Source organism: Streptomyces sp. NPDC025721 (assembly GCF_055558595.1).
Genome location: NZ_JBVHMF010000027.1, coordinates 54,217 through 71,055, shown reverse-complemented (window position 1 = coordinate 71,055; position 16,839 = coordinate 54,217). Strand labels below are relative to the sequence as shown.

Here is a 16,839-nt window from a genome sequence, read left to right as displayed (position 1 = left end):
GGTGCGCTGTTCTGGCAGGGTCCGGTCCCCCGCAGGTCCGTGCCAGAACAGCGCCTCCCCCGTGCGCCCCCCGTTCACGTACGGACCGGTGTACTTCCGCCGCCCCGTGTCGGCGGTTCTGGCACCGAAGCCCGTCCGCGGTCCCCACTCTTCCGGTTTCCCGGCCGACGCCCCATCCGCGAACGTACTCAACCGCGCGTCTAGGTACGGATACTCATGACCGCGCGATTTCACTCGGTGACAGTGGGCGCGGTTCGCTAGAGTCCCGCGCATGTCCGTACTTCCGCTGGTCTTCACCAGCGGCTGGGCGAGCGGGATCAACGCCTACGCCGTCGTGCTGCTGCTCGGTGTGATGGGCAGGGCGGGTATCACCGACGAGGTGCCGCTCTCGCTCCAGCGCACCGATGTGCTGCTGATCGCGGCCGCCCTGTTCCTCTGCGAGGCGGTGGCCGACAAGATCCCTTACGTGGACTCGGCGTGGGACGCCGTGCACACGGTGATCAGGCCGGTCGCGGGCGCGGTGGTGGCGGCGCTGCTGGCCGGGCAGTCGGGTTCGCTGTCGGAGCTGGCGGCGGGCGCGGTCGGCGGGTCCACGGCGCTGGCCAGCCATCTGGTGAAGGCGGGCACGAGGCTGGCGGTGAACACTTCGCCCGAGCCCGCGAGCAATATCGTGGTCAGCCTCGCCGAGGACCTGGGCGTCGCGAGCATCGTCACCTTCGCGCTCTTCCATCCGCTGCCGGCCGCGATCATCGCGGCGGTGCTGCTGGTGCTCGGCATGACCGTCGTGCTCCTGCTGCTGTCCCGGATCCGGCGCGCGCTGCGCCGCCGCAGGGAGCGCAGGGAGCGCAAGAACCGGAACGGCACCCCGGCGCCCACCTGAGAGCCTGTCGGGCGGCCTTCGATACAGTCCCTGCCATGGCACGGATTGCGGTGATCGGCGCGGGTATGGGCTCGCTGGCGGCGGCGGCCAGGCTCGCCATCGGCGGCCACCGGGTGGTGGTGCACGAGCGGTCGGCGACGTACGGCGGCGGTGTGGGCCGGGTCGAGAGGGACGGTTTCGCCTTCGACACCGGCCCCGGTCTCCTGCTGCTGCCCGCCGTGCAGCGCGATCTGTTCGTCAAGACCGGCCGGGAGTCGCTCGAACAGTCCGTCGGTCTGGCGCAGGCCGATCCGGCCGCCCGCCACGTCTTCGCCGACGGTACGGATCTGACGCTGCCCAACGCCTCGCGCTCCGGGGTCATGGAGGCGCTGGACGGCGCTTTGGGGGCCGGGAACGGCGAGCGGTGGAGCGAGGTCATGCTGCGCGCCCGGGAAGCCTGGGAGGCCACTCGCAGGCCCTTGTTGGAGGACGCGGTGTCCGGGGCGACCGCCGCGCTGCGCGAGGATCCGTATCCGGCGGCCGGGAAGCGCGGTCTGCTGCGGCGCGCGGCGCGGGCGCGGACCCTGTCCGCCGTCGCGGACGGCGAGTTGCGCGACCCCCGGCTGGCCGCGCTGCTGGAGAGCTATCCGCTCGACTACGGCCTCGACCCGCGCACCGCTCCCGCCTCGGCGACCGTACTGGCGTACGTGGAGCAGACCTTCGGGGTCTGGTACGTGCCCGGCGGGCTGCGGGCGCTGGCGGACGCGGTGTACGCGCGCTGTCTGGCGCGGAAGGTGGAGTTCCGGTTCGGCGCCGAGGTCACCGGGGTGCTGGAGAAGGACGGCCGGGCCGCCGGGGTGGAACTGGCCGACGGCGGTACGGCGGAGGCCGACTTCGTGGTGGCGGGCGCGCCGCTGCCCGCGCTCTACCGGGACCACGTGCTGCCCTGGGAGTCCGAGGACGAGTTGCCCGACTGGGGCCCGCGGCACCCGCGGGGCGTCCTCACCGTCCACCTGGCGCTGCGCGGCGCGCGCCCGGCCGACGCCGTGCACCGTACGGTCGTGCACGCCCCGGACCGCGAGCGCGCGCTGACCTGGGCATTCGACTCCCCCGGCACCACGGACGCCGTCCCCACGGTGACGGTGCTGCGGCCCGACGACCCCGCGCTGCGCCCGGACGACGGGCACGAGGCGGTCACCGTGAGGGTGACCGTGCCGCCGCACGGCCGGGCCGGCCTGGACTGGACGGCTCCCGGCGCCGCCGACGCCGTCGCCGAGCGGGCGGTGGCCGCCGCGGAGGCGGCCGTACCCGGCCTGCGGGAGCGGGAGTTGTGGCGGATCGTGCGGACACCGGCGGACACGGAACGCGAGACCGGCGCACCGGGCGGCTCGGTGCCCGCGCCCGCGCTCGCGGGCGCGCACGGCTCACTGCTGCGCTCCCCCAACGCCGACGCGCTGCCCGGTCTCTACCGGGTCGGCGGCTGGGCCCACCCCGGCGGCGGATTGCCGCACGCGGGCATGTCGGGCGCGATCGTGGCGGACCTGATCATGGGCGGGCCCGGCGGCAGCCGGTGAACGGGCGTGCGCCGCGCGCTCGTTGACGGCTCGCTCGACGGATTCCCGTCCGCTGTCCGCCTCTTGCCGCCCCCGTTACCGCCGCGAAGATCCTTAAGCGGACCACCGCCCGGATTCAACCGATCGGACGGAAAAGCCCGGTGGGCGCTCCGGGGGCGCGCGGTGGCCGCCTAGCGTGAACGGCGGCCCGTGATCACCGAGCGGAAGGCCGTACGAAGCATGCCGCAGCCCTTCGAACTCCCGCAGTTCTACGTGCCGTATCCGGCGCGGCTCAACCCCCACCTGGAACGGGCCAGGGAGCACTCCAAGGCGTGGGCCCGCGAGATGGACATGATCGAGGGCTCAGGGATCTGGGACGAGGCGGACTACGACGCCCACGACTACGCGCTGCTGTGCGCGTACACCCATCCCGACGCGTCGGGTCCCGAACTGGACCTGGTCACCGACTGGTACGTGTGGGTGTTCTTCTTCGACGACCACTTCCTGGACATCTTCAAGCGCAGCCAGGACATGCAGGGCGCGAAGGCGTACCTGGACCGGCTGCCCGCCTTCATGCCGGTGGATCCCGGACAGCCGGTGCCGGAGCCGACCAACCAGGTCGAGGCGGGGCTCGCGGACCTGTGGGCGCGCACGGTGCCGACGATGTCGCAGGACTTCAGGGAGCGGTTCCACGAGAGCACGTACTACCTGCTGGAGGAGTCGCTCTGGGAGCTGTCCAACATCAACGCGGGCCGGGTCTCGAATCCGATCGAGTACATCGAGATGCGCCGCAAGGTGGGCGGCGCGCCCTGGTCGGCGAATCTGATCGAGCACGCGGCGGGCGCCGAGGTACCGGCGCGGATCGCCGGGAGCCGTGCGATGCGGGTGCTGCGCGACTGCTTCGCGGACAGCGTGCACCTGCGCAACGACCTGTTCTCGTACCAGCGCGAGATCGAGGACGAGGGCGAACTCTCCAACGCCGTCCTGGTCCTTGAGCGGTTCCTCGATCTGACCGCCCAGCAGGCAGCGGACCGGGTGAACGACCTGCTGACCTCGCGGCTGCACCAGTTCGAGCACACCGCTCTCACCGAAGTGGAGCCGCTGTTCGGGCAGTTCGGCCTGACCCCGCAGGAACGTCTCGGCGTCTTCGCGTACGTCAAGGGACTCCAGGACTGGCAGTCGGGCGGCCACGAGTGGCACATGCGCTCCAGCCGGTACATGAACGGCGCGGACGGCAGTTCCCGCGCCGTGGGCGCGGGCGCCGGTATCGGCGGCGGCGCGATCGGCGGGCCGACGGGCCTGGGCACCTCGGCCGCGCAGATCCTGCACTCGCTGGCCGCGACCTTGCCGCAGCGCGCCCGGTCCTTCTCGCACGCCCCGCACCAGCCCACCGACACGGTCCGGCGCGCCGAGATCCACATGCCGTTCGAGACCACGCTCAGCCCGCACTTGGACACCGCCCGGCGGCACAACATGGAGTGGGGCCGGGCGATGGGCATCCTCGGCGCGGAGCCCGGCTTCCCCGTCCCCGGCGGGCTGTGGAACGAACGCAAGCTCGCCGACTACGACTTCGCGCTGTGCGCGGCGGGCATCCACCCGGCGGCCTCGCCGGAGGAGCTGAACCTCACCACGGACTGGCTGACCTGGGGCACCTACGGCGACGACTACTACCCGCTGGTCTTCGGCCGGTCCCCCGACACCGGAGCGGCCCGGCTGGCCACCGAGCGGTTCAAGCTGTTCATGCCGCTGGGCGACGAGCCCGCGCCCACGCCGGTGAGCGCGCTGGAACGGGGTCTGGCGGACCTGTGGCGGCGCACCGCGGGCCCGATGTCCCCCGACGCGCGGGGCAAATTCCGCTTCGCCGTCGAGGACATGTGCGAGAGCTGGCTGTGGGAGCTGGCCAACCAGAAGCAGAACCGGGTGCCGGACCCGGTCGACTACATCGAGATGCGCCGCAAGACCTTCGGCTCCGACCTGACGATGAGCCTGTCGCGGATCGGCCACGGTGACGCGCTGCCGGACGCCGTCTACCGCTCGCGGCCCGTGCAGTCCATGGAGGTGGCCGCCGCCGACTTCGCCTGCCTGCTCAACGACGTGTTCTCGTACCGCAAGGAGATCGAGTTCGAGGGGGAGATCCACAACGCGGTGCTCGTCGTGCAGAATTTCCTGGACTGCTCGCCGCAGGAGGCGATGGACGTGGTCGGGGATCTGATGGCCGCGCGGATGCAGGAGTTCCAGCACATCACCGAGAACCAACTGCCCACGCTCTTCGAGGAGTTCGCACTCGACGACGCGGCGCGCGAGGTGCTGCTCGGCTACGCGCAGGAGCTGCGCGACTGGCTGGCGGGCATCCTCACCTGGCACGAGGGCTGCCACCGGTACGAGGAGGAGACGCTGCGGCGGGACTTCCCGCACGTGGCCGCCGTGCTGCCCGCCCAGACCTGGGCCGCGCCCAACGGCCTGGGCACGGCGGCGGCCCGGCTGCCGTCACTGCTGCACGCGGCCCGCACCCAGGCCGGGTAGCGGGCCGGGCGGCGGGGCGAACTCTCAGTAGCGGTAGGGGTCGTACGGGTCGGCGTACTGCGGCTGCTGCTCCTGCTGGGGCGGTTGCTGCTGCTCGTACGGCGACTGGTACTGCTGCTGGGGGATGTACGGCTGCGTCTGCGGGTCGGGCTGCTGCTGGTACGGGTAGCCGTACGGGTCGCTGCCCAGCGGCTGTTGCTCCTGCTCCTGCTGACCGCCGTAGGTCTCGTACCGCGGCTGCGGCTGGGGATACGGGTACGGGTAGGGCTCGCCGCCGCCGGCCGGGGTGTCGTAGCCGTAGGGGGCGGGGGCGGGCTCCTGGTAGGCGCCCGGGTCGTAGCCGTACTCGTGGCCGCCCCAGCCGGACTGGTCGGAGCCGTCACCGGCGTAGGAGGCCGCCGCGGGCTGGGGTTCGCCGCCCCAGCCCGCATAGCCCTGCGCGCCATACCCCTCGTAGCCGCCGCTGGTGTACGGGTCGGGGGTGTACGTCGACTGGCCGTCGTAGACCGGGTATTCGCCGCTGTCCTCGTGCATCGGGACCGGCTGGTAGATCTGGCCGGAGTCCAACGGCCGCCCGCCGCCGAACAGATCGGGCTCGTCCGCGTCGAGTTCGTCGCGCGGACCCGGCTGCCGGGCGGCGGCGAATTCCTCCGGGTATTCCTCCTCGACCGGGCTGACCTCCAGCACCGGCTCGGTCACCCCGCCCTTCCTGCGGCGGCGGCTGGAGCCGGGACGCCCGCCGAGCGCCCAGCCGGTGGAGAAGCCGCGCTTGTAGGAGAGCGTCACGAAGGACTGGCCCGCGCCGAAGGCGAGCGCGCCGAGCACGATGATGATCACATTGCGCTGGGACACGCCGACGACCACGCCCAGGAACCCGGCGAAGGCCAGTACGCGATAGCGCAGCCGCGCCTTGTACTGGAGCAGTACCTCACCGAGCAGCCACAGCGCGACGATTCCGAAGGCGACGTACAGCACCGAGTAGCCCATGCGCCCACTTCCTTAACTGGACCGAGCCGACTGTACCGAGCCGGTCACGTCCGCTGGTGCAGACCGAGGTTCTCGTAGATCTCCAGCGACGCTGTCGAGTGGTTAAGAGTAATGAAGTGCAGCCCCGGAATGTCCTCCGCCATCAGACGGCGGCACATCTCGGTGGTGAACTCGATGCCGATCGCCCGGACCGCGACCGGGTCGTCCTGCACCGCGAGGATGCGTTCGGCCAGGTCGGAGGGGAAGGGGGCGTTGCCGAGCTGGGCGAAACGCTCGATCTGCCGGACGTTGGTGACCGGCATGACCTCGGGAATGATCGGGGTGCTGCACCCCGCCGCGTCGACCCGGTCGCGCAGCCGCAGGTAGTCCTCCGCATCGAAGAACATCTGCGTGATGGCGAAGTCGGCGCCCGCGCGGCACTTGTCCAGGAAGTGCCGGGTGTCCTCGGCCGGGTCGGTGGAGCGCGGGTGCATCTCGGTGAACGCGGCCACGCCGACGCAGAAGTCGCCGGACTCCTTGATCAGCCGGACCAGTTCCGCCGCGTACGTCAGGCCCTCCGGGTGCGGCACCCACTCCGCGAGCGGGTCGCCCGGCGGGTCACCGCGCACAGCCAGGATGTTGCGGATTCCGGCGTCCGCGTACTGACCGATGATGTTGCGCAGCTCGGCCACCGAGTGGTTCACGGCCGTGAGGTGCGCGCACGGGGTCAGCGTGGTGTCCGACACGATCCGGTCCGTGGCCCGCACCGTGCCCTCCCGCGAGGAGCCGCCCGCGCCGTAGGTCACCGACACGAACGTGGGGCCGACCGCCTCGATCCTGCGGATCGCGTTCCACAGCGTCCGCTCGCCCTTCTCCGTCCTCGGCGCGGCGAATTCGAACGAGTACGAGCGCTCGCCCCGCGCCAGGAGCTCACGGATCGTGATCGCCCGGTCTGTTCGCGTGGAAGGTGTCCCCAAAGCCATGCCTTGAAGGCTAGCCCCGGCTGGCCACCGTCCGTAACCGGACGGGGCGATATGACCTCGTACGTCCATTTCCTGGCCACCGGCGGTCCACGGATTGGACACCGGGTGGGCTTGGCGCCCATGCCCGCGCCTTCCCCGGGGCTCGCCCCCCGTCAGGCCCCGCCGAAGCCACCTTCCCCTCCCGCGGGTCCCCGCTTTCCCGGGATGCGACCCCGAGCGGTCCCTCTGCCGGGGGCGGCACACCGTGTAGTGAGGGGCGCGCCCCCGGGCGGCCTCCTTGCGCTGGGCGGCACACCGGGTTTTCCGGGGCGCGGGCCCGGGCGGTTTCTCTGCCGGGGGCGGCACGCCGGGTTTTCAGGGGCGCGGGGAACTGCGCGCTCGGCCACGGCGGTGGCGGGCCTTTGAGAACCGGCCCCAGCGGGGCAGATGCTGTTGTTTCCGGGCTGACAGCCCGGTGGGGGCTGGTCGCGCAGTTCCACGCGCCCCTGAAAAGACCGGCCAGCCGCCCTGGCAGAAAGACCGCCTCGGGGCCGCGCCCCGAAAAGATCGGCTTGCCGCCTGCGGGAGAGGACCGTCCAGGGGCCCGGGCCCTGGGAATGCTCACCGCCTAGGTGTCAGGCGAGGGCGGCGCGTAGGGCGGAGGCCGCACCGGCGGGATCGGCGGCCTCGGTGAGGGCGCGGACGACGACGACGCGGCGCGCACCGGCGGCGCGGACCTGGGCGATGTTGTCGAGGGAGATGCCGCCGATGGCGAACCAGGGCCGGTCGGTCGTGAGCCCGGCGGCGTGCCGGACCAGGTCGAGCCCCGGGGCGGGACGCCCCGGCTTGGTGGGCGTGGGCCAGACGGGCCCCGTGCAGAAGTAGTCGGCGCCGGGCTCCACGGCGGCGGCGTCCACCTCGGAAGCGGCATGGCAGGAGCGCCCGATCAGCACCTCCTCGCCGAGGATGGCGCGCGCGGCCGGGACCGGCAGGTCCCCCTGGCCGAGGTGCAGGACGTCGGCCAGGGCCGCGTGCGCCACGTCGGCGCGGTCGTTGACCGCGAGGAGCTTGCCGTGCCTGCGGCAGACCTCGGCGAGGACGGCGAGGGCCGCCAGTTCGGCCCCCGCCTCGATGCCCTTGTGCCGGAGCTGGATGACGTCCACCCCGCCGCTCAGTACCGCGTCCGCGAACTCGGCGAGGTCGCCGCGCTCGGTCCTGGCGTCGGTGCACAGATAGAGCCGGGCGGCGGCGAGCCGGTCACGGGCGGTACCCACGGCGGTGGCGGCGGCGGTGGTCGTCATGCGGGCGGTTCCCCCTGAGGCGTACGGGTTACACGGCGAGCGCCTGCGCTCGGCGCTTCACCTCGGTCCCGCGATTCTCGCGCAGTGCCTGGGCGGGGGTGCCGGGGAGGCTCGGGTCGGGCGTGAAGAGCCATTCCAGCGCCTCATCGTCCGAGAACCCGTCGTCCTTGAGCACGGTGAGCGTGCCGGACAGGCCCTTGGTGATGGCGCCTTCGCCGACGAAGTCCGCGGGCACCATGAGCACCTTGTTCTCACCGCGGCGGACCGCGATGAGCTGGCCCTCCTTGATGAGGGGGCGAATCCGGGTGATGTCGAGTCCGAGCCGCTCCGCGACCTCGGGCAGCGTGAGCCACGAGGGGACGAGAGCGTCAATGTGTGCGTCAACCGACGAGAAAACAGTCACAGGACAAGGGTGCCACCCGCCGCCGACAACCGCTGCGGCACTGCGCCGTTAGCGGGACGCCCCGCTCAGCGCAGGGCCGCCGACTTGAGCTGCACCGCCGGGTCGGCGGCGAGCGCCGGGTCCAGCACCGCCGCGCGGGCGACCAGCTTGCGGGCCTGCGCCAGGTCCCGCGGCCGGTCCACGGCCAGCAGCGCGGCCAGGGCGCCGCCGCGCAGCCAGCACACCGACCAGGACGGGCTCGCCGGGTCGCCGCGCAGCAGCATCGTGTCGGCGCCCGTGTGGTGCCCTGCGTACTGCACGAAGCGGCCGAACTGCTCGGACCAGAAGTACGGCACCGGGTCGTACGCCTCGTCGCCGCCGAGGACGTTGGCGGCGGCGGTCCGCGGGCCCTGCACGGCGTTGTCCCAGTGGTGGATGAGCAGCCGCTCGCCGTAGCGCGCGGACGGGAACGACGCGCAGTCGCCGACGGCGTACACGTCGGACGCGGTGGTGCGCAGCCGGTCGTCGGCGAGTACGGCGCCGTCCGGGCCGAGGCCGACGCCGGAACCGGCCAGCCAGCCGGTGGCGGGCCTGGCGCCGATGCCGACCACGACGGCCGCGGCGGGCAGCCGGGTGCCGTCGGCGAGCACCACGGCGCCGGGTTCGACCTCGGCGACGGCGGTGCCGGTGAGCAGCCGTACCCCGGCGTCGGCGTACCAGGCCCGCATGTGGCCGGTGATGGTGGCGGGCAGCGCGCCGGACAGCGGCCGGTCCGCGGCCTCCACGACGGTCACCTCGCAGCCCGCCTGCCGCGCCGCGGTGGCGAATTCGGCGCCGATCCAGCCCGCGCCGACCACCACGACGTCCTTGTGGGCGTCCAGCACCGGGCGCAGCGCCGCCGCGTCGTCCAGGGTGCGCAGCAGGTGGACGCCGGGCAGGCCCGCCGTGCCGGGCAGGGCCACGGGGTAGGCGCCGGTCGCGACGACGAGACGGCCGTAGCGCAGGCCGCCCTTGTCGGTGACGACCTCGTGGTCGGCTGGCCGCAGCCCCTGCGCCCGTACGCCCAGGCGCAGATCCACGTCCAGGGCGTCGAAGTCGACGTCGAAGCGGACGTCGGTGTCCTCGCCCGCCGTGCCGAGCAGGACCGCCTTCGACAGCGGCGGGCGGTCGTACGGAGGGTGCGGCTCGTCGCCGACCAGCACGATGCCGTCCCGCCAGCCCTGCTCGCGCAGGCAGACCACCGTCTGCACCCCGGCCATCCCGGCCCCGACAATCACGACGTCGTTCACATGATTCACGGTAGTCGGTACGGGCCGCCGACGACGCCGGGCCACCCCCGGGCGGCGGGCGGGGATATGGTGTCGGGGCCAGAGAACACGCGGGAGCCCGGACGCACCGGGCTGAGAGGGCGGCTGGACGGCCGCCGACCGTACGAACCTGATCCGGGTCATTCCGGCGAAGGGAGGGCGGTATTCGATGGGTACACCTGAACCGGCGGCGCCGAGCGGACCGGCGGCTCCGACGGCCGCGCCGCGGAGTTCCCGCGCGGCGGCGTCGTACGACGTCCTGGTGGTGGGCGGCGGCATCATCGGGCTGGTCACCGCCTGGCGGGCGGCGCAGCGCGGCCTGCGGACCGCCGTGGCCGACCCGGACCCCGGCGGCGGCGCGGCGCGGGTGGCGGCGGGCATGCTGGCAGCGGTCACCGAATCGCAGTACGGCGAGCAGACGCTGCTGGACCTCAATCTGGCGTCGGCGCGCCGATACCCGGATTTCGTGGCCGAGTTGACCGAGGCGACCGGCCTCGACGTCGGCTTCCGCGCCTGCGGCACCCTGACCGTCGCGCTGGACGCCGACGACCGCGCGCACCTGCGCGATCTGCACGCCTTCCAGACCTCGCTGGGCCTGCCCTCGGAGTGGCTGAGCGGCCGGGACTGCCGCCGCCTCGAACCGCTGCTCGCCCCCGGTGTCCGCGGCGGACTGCGGGTGGACGGCGACCACCAGGTCGACCCGCGCCGTCTCGCCACGGCGCTGCTGCGGGCCACGGAGCTGGCCGGTGTGGTCCTGCACCGCTCGGCGGTGGCCCGCGTCGAGATCTCGGGCGGCCGGGCCGTCGGCGCGCTGCTCGACGACGGTACGGCGGTCACGGCCGGTCGTACGGTGCTGGCCGCGGGCAGCGACAGCGGCCGGATCGCGGGCGTGCCCGAGGCCGCGCTGCCGCCGGTACGGCCGGTGAAGGGGCAGATCCTGCGGCTGCGCATCCCGCCGGGCCACGCGCCGTTCCTGTCCCGTACGGTCCGGGCGGTGGTGCGCGGCAGCCACGTGTACCTGGTGCCGCGCGAGAACGGGGAGCTGGTACTCGGCGCGACCAGCGAGGAGTTGGGCTGGGACACCACGGTGACCGCGGGCGGGGTCTACGAACTCCTCCGGGACGCCCACGAGTTGGTGCCCGGCATCACCGAACTGCCGCTCACCGAGACCCTGGCGGGCCTGCGGCCGGGGTCCCCGGACAACGCCCCGCTCCTCGGCCGCGGCGCGCTGGACGGCCTGCTGCTGGCCACCGGCCACCACCGCAACGGCGTGCTGCTCACCCCGATCACCGGCGACATCATGGCGGAGGCGCTGGTCACGGACGAACTGCCCGCGTACGCGCGGCCGTTCGCCGCCTCCCGCTTCGCGGCCGTCCCGGTGCCCGTCTTCCCCGTATCCGGTCCCCCGGCCGCCGCCGCGCGTGAGGAGCAGACCGTATGACGATCACGGTCCTGGTGAACGGCGAGCGCCGCTCCCTGCCCGCGCCCCTCGCCCTCGACGCCCTGGTGGCCGACCTCACCCCGGCCGCCTCCGGCGTGGCCGCCGCCCTCAACGAGACGGTCGTCCCGCGCACCCGGTGGGCGGCGACGCCGCTGTCCGACGGTGACCGCGTGGAAATCCTCACCGCCGTGCAGGGGGGCTGAGGGATGACGACTTCCGCTGTCGACGTCAGCGACCCGTTGCGGATCGGGGACGCCGTCTTCTCCTCGCGGCTGATCATGGGGACCGGCGGGGCGCCGAGCCTGGAGGTGCTGGAGCAGGCGCTGCTCGCGTCCGGTACGGAGCTGACCACCGTCGCCATGCGGCGGCTCGACCCCACGACGAAGGGGTCGGTGCTGTCGGTGCTGCGGCGGCACGGCATCCGTGTGCTGCCCAACACCGCCGGGTGCTTCACGGCCGGTGAGGCCGTGCTGACCGCGCGGCTGGCGCGTGAGGCCCTCGGCACCGACTGGGTGAAGCTGGAAGTCATCGCGGACGAGCGGACGTTGCTGCCCGATCCGGTCGAACTCCTCGACGCCGCCGAGACGTTGGTGGACGACGGCTTCACGGTGCTGCCGTACACCAGCGACGATCCGGTGCTGGCGCGGAAGCTGGAGGATGTGGGGTGCGCGGCGATCATGCCGCTCGGGTCGCCGATCGGGTCGGGGCTCGGAATCCGCAACCCGCACAATTTTCAGCTCATCACCGAGCGGGCCGGTGTTCCCGTCGTCCTCGACGCCGGGGCGGGGACGGCGTCCGACGCCGCGCTCGCCATGGAACTCGGGTGCGCCGCCGTCATGCTGGCCTCGGCCGTCACGCGGGCGCGGCAGCCGGTTCTCATGGCCGAGGGCATGCGTCACGCCGTTTCGGCCGGGCGCCTGGCCTTTCGTGCCGGGCGTATCCCCCGCCGCCACTTCGCCCTCCCCTCCTCCCCGCCCGAAGGTCTCCCCTCCCTCGACCCCGAACGCCCCGCCTTCTAGGTCCAGGGCCCCGCGTCCACCGCGCACAGGACGTGCCCACCGCGACCCTTGAAGGATCGGCCCGCCGCCCTCCGTGGAGGGCCGTACAGGGGCGGAGCCCCGGGGAAGGGCGCCGACCCCGGGCAGGGGGACGGGAGGTCACGGAAGCGTTGCGGCACGCAACAGGTGGGGTACAGACCGGGCGCGCAGCGCCGTTCGGGGCATTCCGGCCTCGTAGAATCGGCGATCGTGGACACGACCGTGCAGGACCCGCTCGTCGGGCAGACGCTCGACCGCCGTTACCGGGTCGAGGCGCGCATCGCTGTCGGGGGGATGGCCACGGTGTACAGGGCCGTGGACACCCGCCTCGACCGGGTGCTCGCGCTCAAGGTGATGCACCCGGCCCTGGCGACCGACACCGGCTTCGTCGAGCGCTTCATCCGCGAGGCCAAAGCCGTGGCGAAGCTGGCACACCCGAATGTCGTCGGGATGTTCGACCAGGGCGCCGACGGCACCTACGTGTATCTGGCCATGGAGTACGTGGCCGGCTGCACGCTGCGCGACGTGGTGCGCGAGCGCGGGGCGCTCCAGCCGCGGGCGGCGCTGGACATCATGGAGCCGGTGCTGGCGGCGCTCGGCGCCGCACACCGCGCGGGCCTGGTCCACCGCGACATGAAGCCGGAGAATGTGCTGATCGGGGACGACGGCCGCGTGAAGGTCGCCGACTTCGGCCTGGTCAGGGCGGTGGACACTCAGACCAGCGCGTCGACCGGCTCGCTGCTGGGCACCGTCTCGTACCTCGCCCCCGAGCAGATCGGGCACGGCGTGGTCGACCAGCGCACGGATGTGTACGCGTGCGGGGTCGTGCTGTACGAGACGCTGACCGGCCGCAAGCCGTACGACGGGACGACGCCCGCGCAGGTGATGTTCCAGCACCTCAACGAGGACGTGCCCGCCCCGTCCTCGGTCGTCGCCGGTCTGGCACCCGCGCTGGACGCCCTGGTGGCGCGGGCCGCCTGCCGTGACCCGCGGGGCAGGCCCGCGGACGCCGTGGACCTGCTGGCCGAGGTGCGCGACGTGCGGGCGGCGCTGACCCCGGCGCAGCTGGACCGCGAGCCCGCGGACACCATCGGCGAGATGAGCGGCGCCGGGTCCGAGGACCCGACCAGCGTCGTCCACCGCTATCCGTCGGCGGCCTTCGCGTCGGAGCCGATGCCCGCGTCCGCGCCGCCGGTACCGGCGGCGGCCGACAGCGGCGAGATGAACCGTACGAGCAGGCTGCTGCTGCCGCCCCCGCCGCCCGAGGAGCCGCCCGCGGGTCCGCGGCAGCCGCGGCGGCGGGGCCGCGGGGACGGTGCGCCGCGGCGGCGCGGGCCGCTGGCGGTGGTGCTGGCGCTGCTGGTGCTGCTCGGGGTCGGCGCGGGCGTCTGGTACATCAGCGACGGGCAGTTCACGAAGGTGCCCGCGGTGCTGGCGCTGTCGCAGGCCGACGCGGAGAAGAAGCTGGACGCGGCGGGGCTGCGCGCGAAGGTGACACGGGACTTCTCGATCACGGTGCCGCGCGGCAAGGTGATCTCGACGGATCCGGGCCCCGGCAAGCGCGTCCGGGACAACGGCACGGTGACGCTGAAGGTCTCCAAGGGCCCGCAGCAGGTCCAGGTGCCCGACGTCCGGGGCAAGCCGCTGGAGACCGCGCGCAAGGAGCTGAAGGACGCGGGTCTGACGCCCGGCACGGTGGCCCAGGAGTTCAGCGAGGACGTGCCCCGCGGTCAGGTCGTCTCCACCGACCCCGCCGGCGGCATCCGCCGGGCGCCCGACACCCCGGTGGCGATCAAGGTGTCGCGCGGGGCTCCGGTCGACGTGCCGGACGTGATCGGCGACTCGGTCACCGACGCGCAGCAGCAGATCGAGGACGCGGGTCTGAAGGTCGTCCTGGCGCCGGACAAGGTGTTCTCCGACGTCGCGGACAAGGACCAGGTCGCGCTGGCGTCCCCGGAGGTGGGGACGCAGGTCGGCACCGGCGACACGGTGACGATCACCGTGTCCAAGGGCCAGCAGCAGTTCGACGTGCCGGGCGTGACGGGCAAGAAGAAGGACGAGGCCAAGCAGATCCTCCAGGACGCGGGCTTCGACGTCCGGGTGATCACCGTGTTCTTCGGCGACACCGTCTTCAGCCAGTCCCCCGACGGCGGCGGGCAGGCGCCCAAGGGCGCGACGATCACCATCTGGGTGCGCTGATGCGTGTGGTGACGGACGCGCCGACGGGTGCGGCGGGCTGATGCGGTCGCGCAATCCGGTGGGCAGCCATGTGCCGGTGGCCGGCGGGCTGGCCACCGTGGGGCTGGGGTACGCGGAGCGGATCGGCGCGGAGACCGTCCAGGTCTTCGCGGCCAATCCGCGCGGCTGGGCGACTCCGCCCGGCAGCCCTGCCCAGGACGAGGAGTTCCGGACGCGCTGCGCGGAGCTGGACCTGCCCGCGTACGTGCACGCGCCGTATCTGATCAACTTCGGCTCGCACACCGAGGCGACGGTGGACCGCTCGGTGGAGTCGCTGCGGCACTCGCTGCGCCGGGCGCGGGCGATCGGCGCGCTGGGCGTGGTGGTGCACACCGGCTCGGCGACCGGCGGCAGGACCCGCGAGGTGGCGCTGGCGCAGGTGCGCGAGCGGGTACGGCCGCTGCTGGACGAGCTGACGCACGACGACGACCCGTGGCTGCTGCTGGAACCGACGGCGGGGCAGGGCTCCTCGCTGTGCTCGCTGGTCGCGGACCTGGGCCCGTACATGGCGGCGCTCGACCGGCATCCCCGGCTCGGGGTGTGCCTGGACACCTGTCACGCCTTCGCGGCGGGGCACGACATGGCGGCGCCCGGCGGGATGACGGCGATGCTGGACGAACTGGCGGCGACGGCGGGCGAGGGGCGGCTGCGGCTGGTGCACGCCAACGGCAGCAAGGACGTGTGCGGGGCGCGCAAGGACCGGCACGCGAACATCGACGCGGGCCATCTGGGCGCGGAGCCGTTCCGTGAGCTGCTGCGGCACCCGGCGACGGAGGGCGTGCCGCTGGTCATCGAGACGCCGGGCGGGCCCGAGGGGCACGCGTCGGACGTGAAGCTGCTGAAGGAGCTGCGCGGATAGGGGCTGTTCCCGGCCCCTCAGGAATACCCCCAGGGGGTATGTGGTTGTGCTGACCGCAAGGCACCGCACGCACTTCCTGAGGACGGGGACATCCCATGGCGTACGAGCACACGGCCCACGACCACGCGGCGCACGATCAGGCAGCTCATGGCCAGGCAGCTCACGACCACGCGGCGCACGCGCGCCACGGCGGCAGCGGCGGCGGGGCGGGCTGGCGGACGGCCGCCCAGGCGACGCTGCACTGCCTCACCGGCTGCGCCATCGGCGAGGTCCTCGGCATGCTGATCGGCACGGCGCTCGGCTGGGACAACGTGCGGACGATGCTGCTGGCGATCGTGCTCGCCTTCGTCTTCGGCTACTCGCTCACCATGCGCGGCGTGCTGCGCGCGGGCCTGGACCCGCGCTCGGCGCTGCGGGTGGCGCTCGCCGCCGACACCGTGTCGATCATCTTCATGGAGCTGGCCGACAACGGCACGATCCTGGTCTTCCCCGGCGCCATGGACGCGACCTTGGCCGACGCCCTGTTCTGGGTGAGCCTGGCGCTCTCCTTCGTGGTGGCCTTCGCCGTCACGACCCCGGTCAACAAGTGGCTGATCGGGCGGGGCAAGGGCCACGCGGTGGTGCACCAGTACCACCACTGAGCCGCTACAGCTCGGGCCCGTCGCCCGGCTCCTCCTGGTACGAGTACCGCTGCTCGTTCCAGGGGTCACCGAGGTTGTGATAGCCGCGCTCCTCCCAGAAGCCGCGGCGGTCCGCCGTCATGTACTCCACCCCGCGGACCCATTTGGGGCCCTTCCAGGCGTAGAGGCCGGGGACGACGAGGCGGACCGGAAATCCGTGTTCCGCGGTGAGGGGTTCGCCGCCCTTATGGGTCGCGAATATCGACTTGTCGTCGATGAAGTCCTCGATCCGCAGATTCGAGCTGAATCCGTATTCGGCCCACACCATCACATGCGTGACGTCGTCGGCGGGCGGCGCCAGTTTCAGCACGGTATCGGTGGAAACCCCGCCCCATTCGATGCCGAGCATCGAGAACTTCGTGACGCAGTGGAAGTCGGCGACGACCGTGGCATACGGCAGCGCGGAGAACTCCTCGTGGTTCCAGCAGGTCTTGTCGTTGTCGGCGGTCGCGCCGAAGACCCGGAACTCCCAGCGGTCCGCTGTGAAACGGGGTACGGGGCCGTAGTGCGTGACCGGCCAGCCCCGCTGGATCCGCTGCCCCGGAGGAAGCTCCCCCGTCTGGCGTTCGGACTGACCCATGTCTCCATGGTGACAGACGGGGCGTGATGCTTCCGACCGGGCGGGGTCTTTCCGGGCAAGCCGGGCCCCGGAACGTAAGCCTGCACTTACTGGATCAGATGCCTGAGCAGTGCGAAGATGCGCGGAACCTGACAGCCCGATCGGAAGGACG

At 72.8% G+C, this 16,839-nt stretch carries 15 protein-coding genes and 1 riboswitch; of the genes, 9 read left to right on the top strand and 6 right to left on the bottom strand.

Features of this window, described 5'->3' with window-relative positions; all coding sequences use genetic code 11:
* Window positions 1–271 precede the first annotated feature (271 nt).
* From ACZ4EF_RS29720 to ACZ4EF_RS29710, 3 genes are all read left to right on the top strand, one after another.
* Window positions 272–880 carry a DUF4126 domain-containing protein gene (locus ACZ4EF_RS29720; RefSeq protein WP_355334153.1) on the top strand — a complete coding sequence of 203 codons (609 nt, stop codon included), beginning with the start codon at window positions 272–274 and terminating at the stop codon, window positions 878–880.
* Window positions 881–915: 35 nt separating this feature from the next.
* Complete coding sequence (locus ACZ4EF_RS29715) at window positions 916–2,433, top strand: phytoene desaturase family protein (RefSeq protein ID WP_467507167.1); 1,518 nt, start codon at window positions 916–918, stop codon at window positions 2,431–2,433.
* Window positions 2,434–2,652: 219 nt separating this feature from the next.
* Window positions 2,653–4,935 carry a terpene synthase family protein gene (locus ACZ4EF_RS29710; RefSeq protein ID WP_467507199.1) on the top strand — a complete coding sequence of 761 codons (2,283 nt, stop codon included), beginning with the start codon at window positions 2,653–2,655 and terminating at the stop codon, window positions 4,933–4,935.
* Window positions 4,936–4,959: 24 nt separating this feature from the next.
* On the opposite strand, the gene ACZ4EF_RS29705 is transcribed toward ACZ4EF_RS29710, so the two are convergent.
* The 5 genes from ACZ4EF_RS29705 to ACZ4EF_RS29685 all read right to left on the bottom strand — a co-directional run bounded on the left by ACZ4EF_RS29705 (window position 4,960) and on the right by ACZ4EF_RS29685 (window position 9,805).
* Window positions 4,960–5,922: a hypothetical protein gene (locus ACZ4EF_RS29705; RefSeq protein WP_402713918.1), complete on the bottom strand. Its 963-nt coding sequence runs from the start codon at window positions 5,920–5,922 to the stop codon at window positions 4,960–4,962.
* 44 nt (window positions 5,923–5,966) lie between these two features.
* Window positions 5,967–6,884 carry a methylenetetrahydrofolate reductase [NAD(P)H] gene (gene metF, locus ACZ4EF_RS29700; RefSeq protein ID WP_355334163.1) on the bottom strand — a complete coding sequence of 306 codons (918 nt, stop codon included), beginning with the start codon at window positions 6,882–6,884 and terminating at the stop codon, window positions 5,967–5,969.
* Between the two features lie 614 nt (window positions 6,885–7,498).
* The gene (gene thiE / locus ACZ4EF_RS29695) at window positions 7,499–8,164 is read right to left on the bottom strand and encodes a thiamine phosphate synthase (protein ID WP_467507164.1); all 666 of its coding nucleotides are present in this window, start codon (window positions 8,162–8,164) and stop codon (window positions 7,499–7,501) included.
* Between the two features lie 28 nt (window positions 8,165–8,192).
* Window positions 8,193–8,567 (bottom strand): Rv2175c family DNA-binding protein, encoded by a 375-nt coding sequence (locus ACZ4EF_RS29690; protein ID WP_355334168.1) that lies wholly within the window; start codon window positions 8,565–8,567, stop codon window positions 8,193–8,195.
* Window positions 8,568–8,632: 65 nt separating this feature from the next.
* Window positions 8,633–9,805, bottom strand: coding sequence for an NAD(P)/FAD-dependent oxidoreductase (locus tag ACZ4EF_RS29685; protein WP_467507197.1), 1,173 nt, complete (start codon window positions 9,803–9,805; stop codon window positions 8,633–8,635).
* Between the two features lie 109 nt (window positions 9,806–9,914).
* Window positions 9,915–10,029, top strand: a riboswitch (TPP riboswitch).
* Between ACZ4EF_RS29685 and thiO the strand changes: the two genes are divergently transcribed.
* The 6 genes from thiO (at window position 10,023) to ACZ4EF_RS29655 (ending at window position 16,069) form a co-directional block, all read left to right on the top strand.
* Window positions 10,023–11,294 carry a glycine oxidase ThiO gene (gene thiO / locus ACZ4EF_RS29680; RefSeq protein WP_467507162.1) on the top strand — a complete coding sequence of 424 codons (1,272 nt, stop codon included), beginning with the start codon at window positions 10,023–10,025 and terminating at the stop codon, window positions 11,292–11,294. It overlaps the preceding riboswitch by 7 nt.
* Complete coding sequence (gene thiS, locus ACZ4EF_RS29675) at window positions 11,291–11,497, top strand: sulfur carrier protein ThiS (RefSeq protein WP_188284340.1); 207 nt, start codon at window positions 11,291–11,293, stop codon at window positions 11,495–11,497. Before thiO ends, thiS begins: the two co-directional genes overlap by 4 nt.
* 3 nt (window positions 11,498–11,500) lie before the next feature.
* Window positions 11,501–12,313, top strand: coding sequence for a thiazole synthase (locus ACZ4EF_RS29670; protein WP_355334179.1), 813 nt, complete (start codon window positions 11,501–11,503; stop codon window positions 12,311–12,313).
* Window positions 12,314–12,541: 228 nt separating this feature from the next.
* Window positions 12,542–14,530, top strand: coding sequence for a Stk1 family PASTA domain-containing Ser/Thr kinase (pknB, locus tag ACZ4EF_RS29665; RefSeq protein ID WP_467507159.1), 1,989 nt, complete (start codon window positions 12,542–12,544; stop codon window positions 14,528–14,530).
* A 40-nt stretch (window positions 14,531–14,570) separates the two neighbouring features.
* Complete coding sequence (locus ACZ4EF_RS29660; RefSeq protein ID WP_355334183.1) at window positions 14,571–15,428, top strand: deoxyribonuclease IV; 858 nt, start codon at window positions 14,571–14,573, stop codon at window positions 15,426–15,428.
* Window positions 15,429–15,523: 95 nt separating this feature from the next.
* The gene (locus tag ACZ4EF_RS29655) at window positions 15,524–16,069 is read left to right on the top strand and encodes a DUF4396 domain-containing protein (protein ID WP_467507157.1); all 546 of its coding nucleotides are present in this window, start codon (window positions 15,524–15,526) and stop codon (window positions 16,067–16,069) included.
* 4 nt (window positions 16,070–16,073) lie between these two features.
* Here ACZ4EF_RS29655 and ACZ4EF_RS29650 read toward each other — a convergent pair whose 3' ends face one another.
* A complete protein-coding gene (locus ACZ4EF_RS29650; RefSeq protein WP_355334188.1) occupies window positions 16,074–16,688 on the bottom strand; it encodes a sulfite oxidase-like oxidoreductase in 615 nt (204 codons plus the stop codon).
* Between the last annotated feature and the right edge of the window lie 151 nt (window positions 16,689–16,839).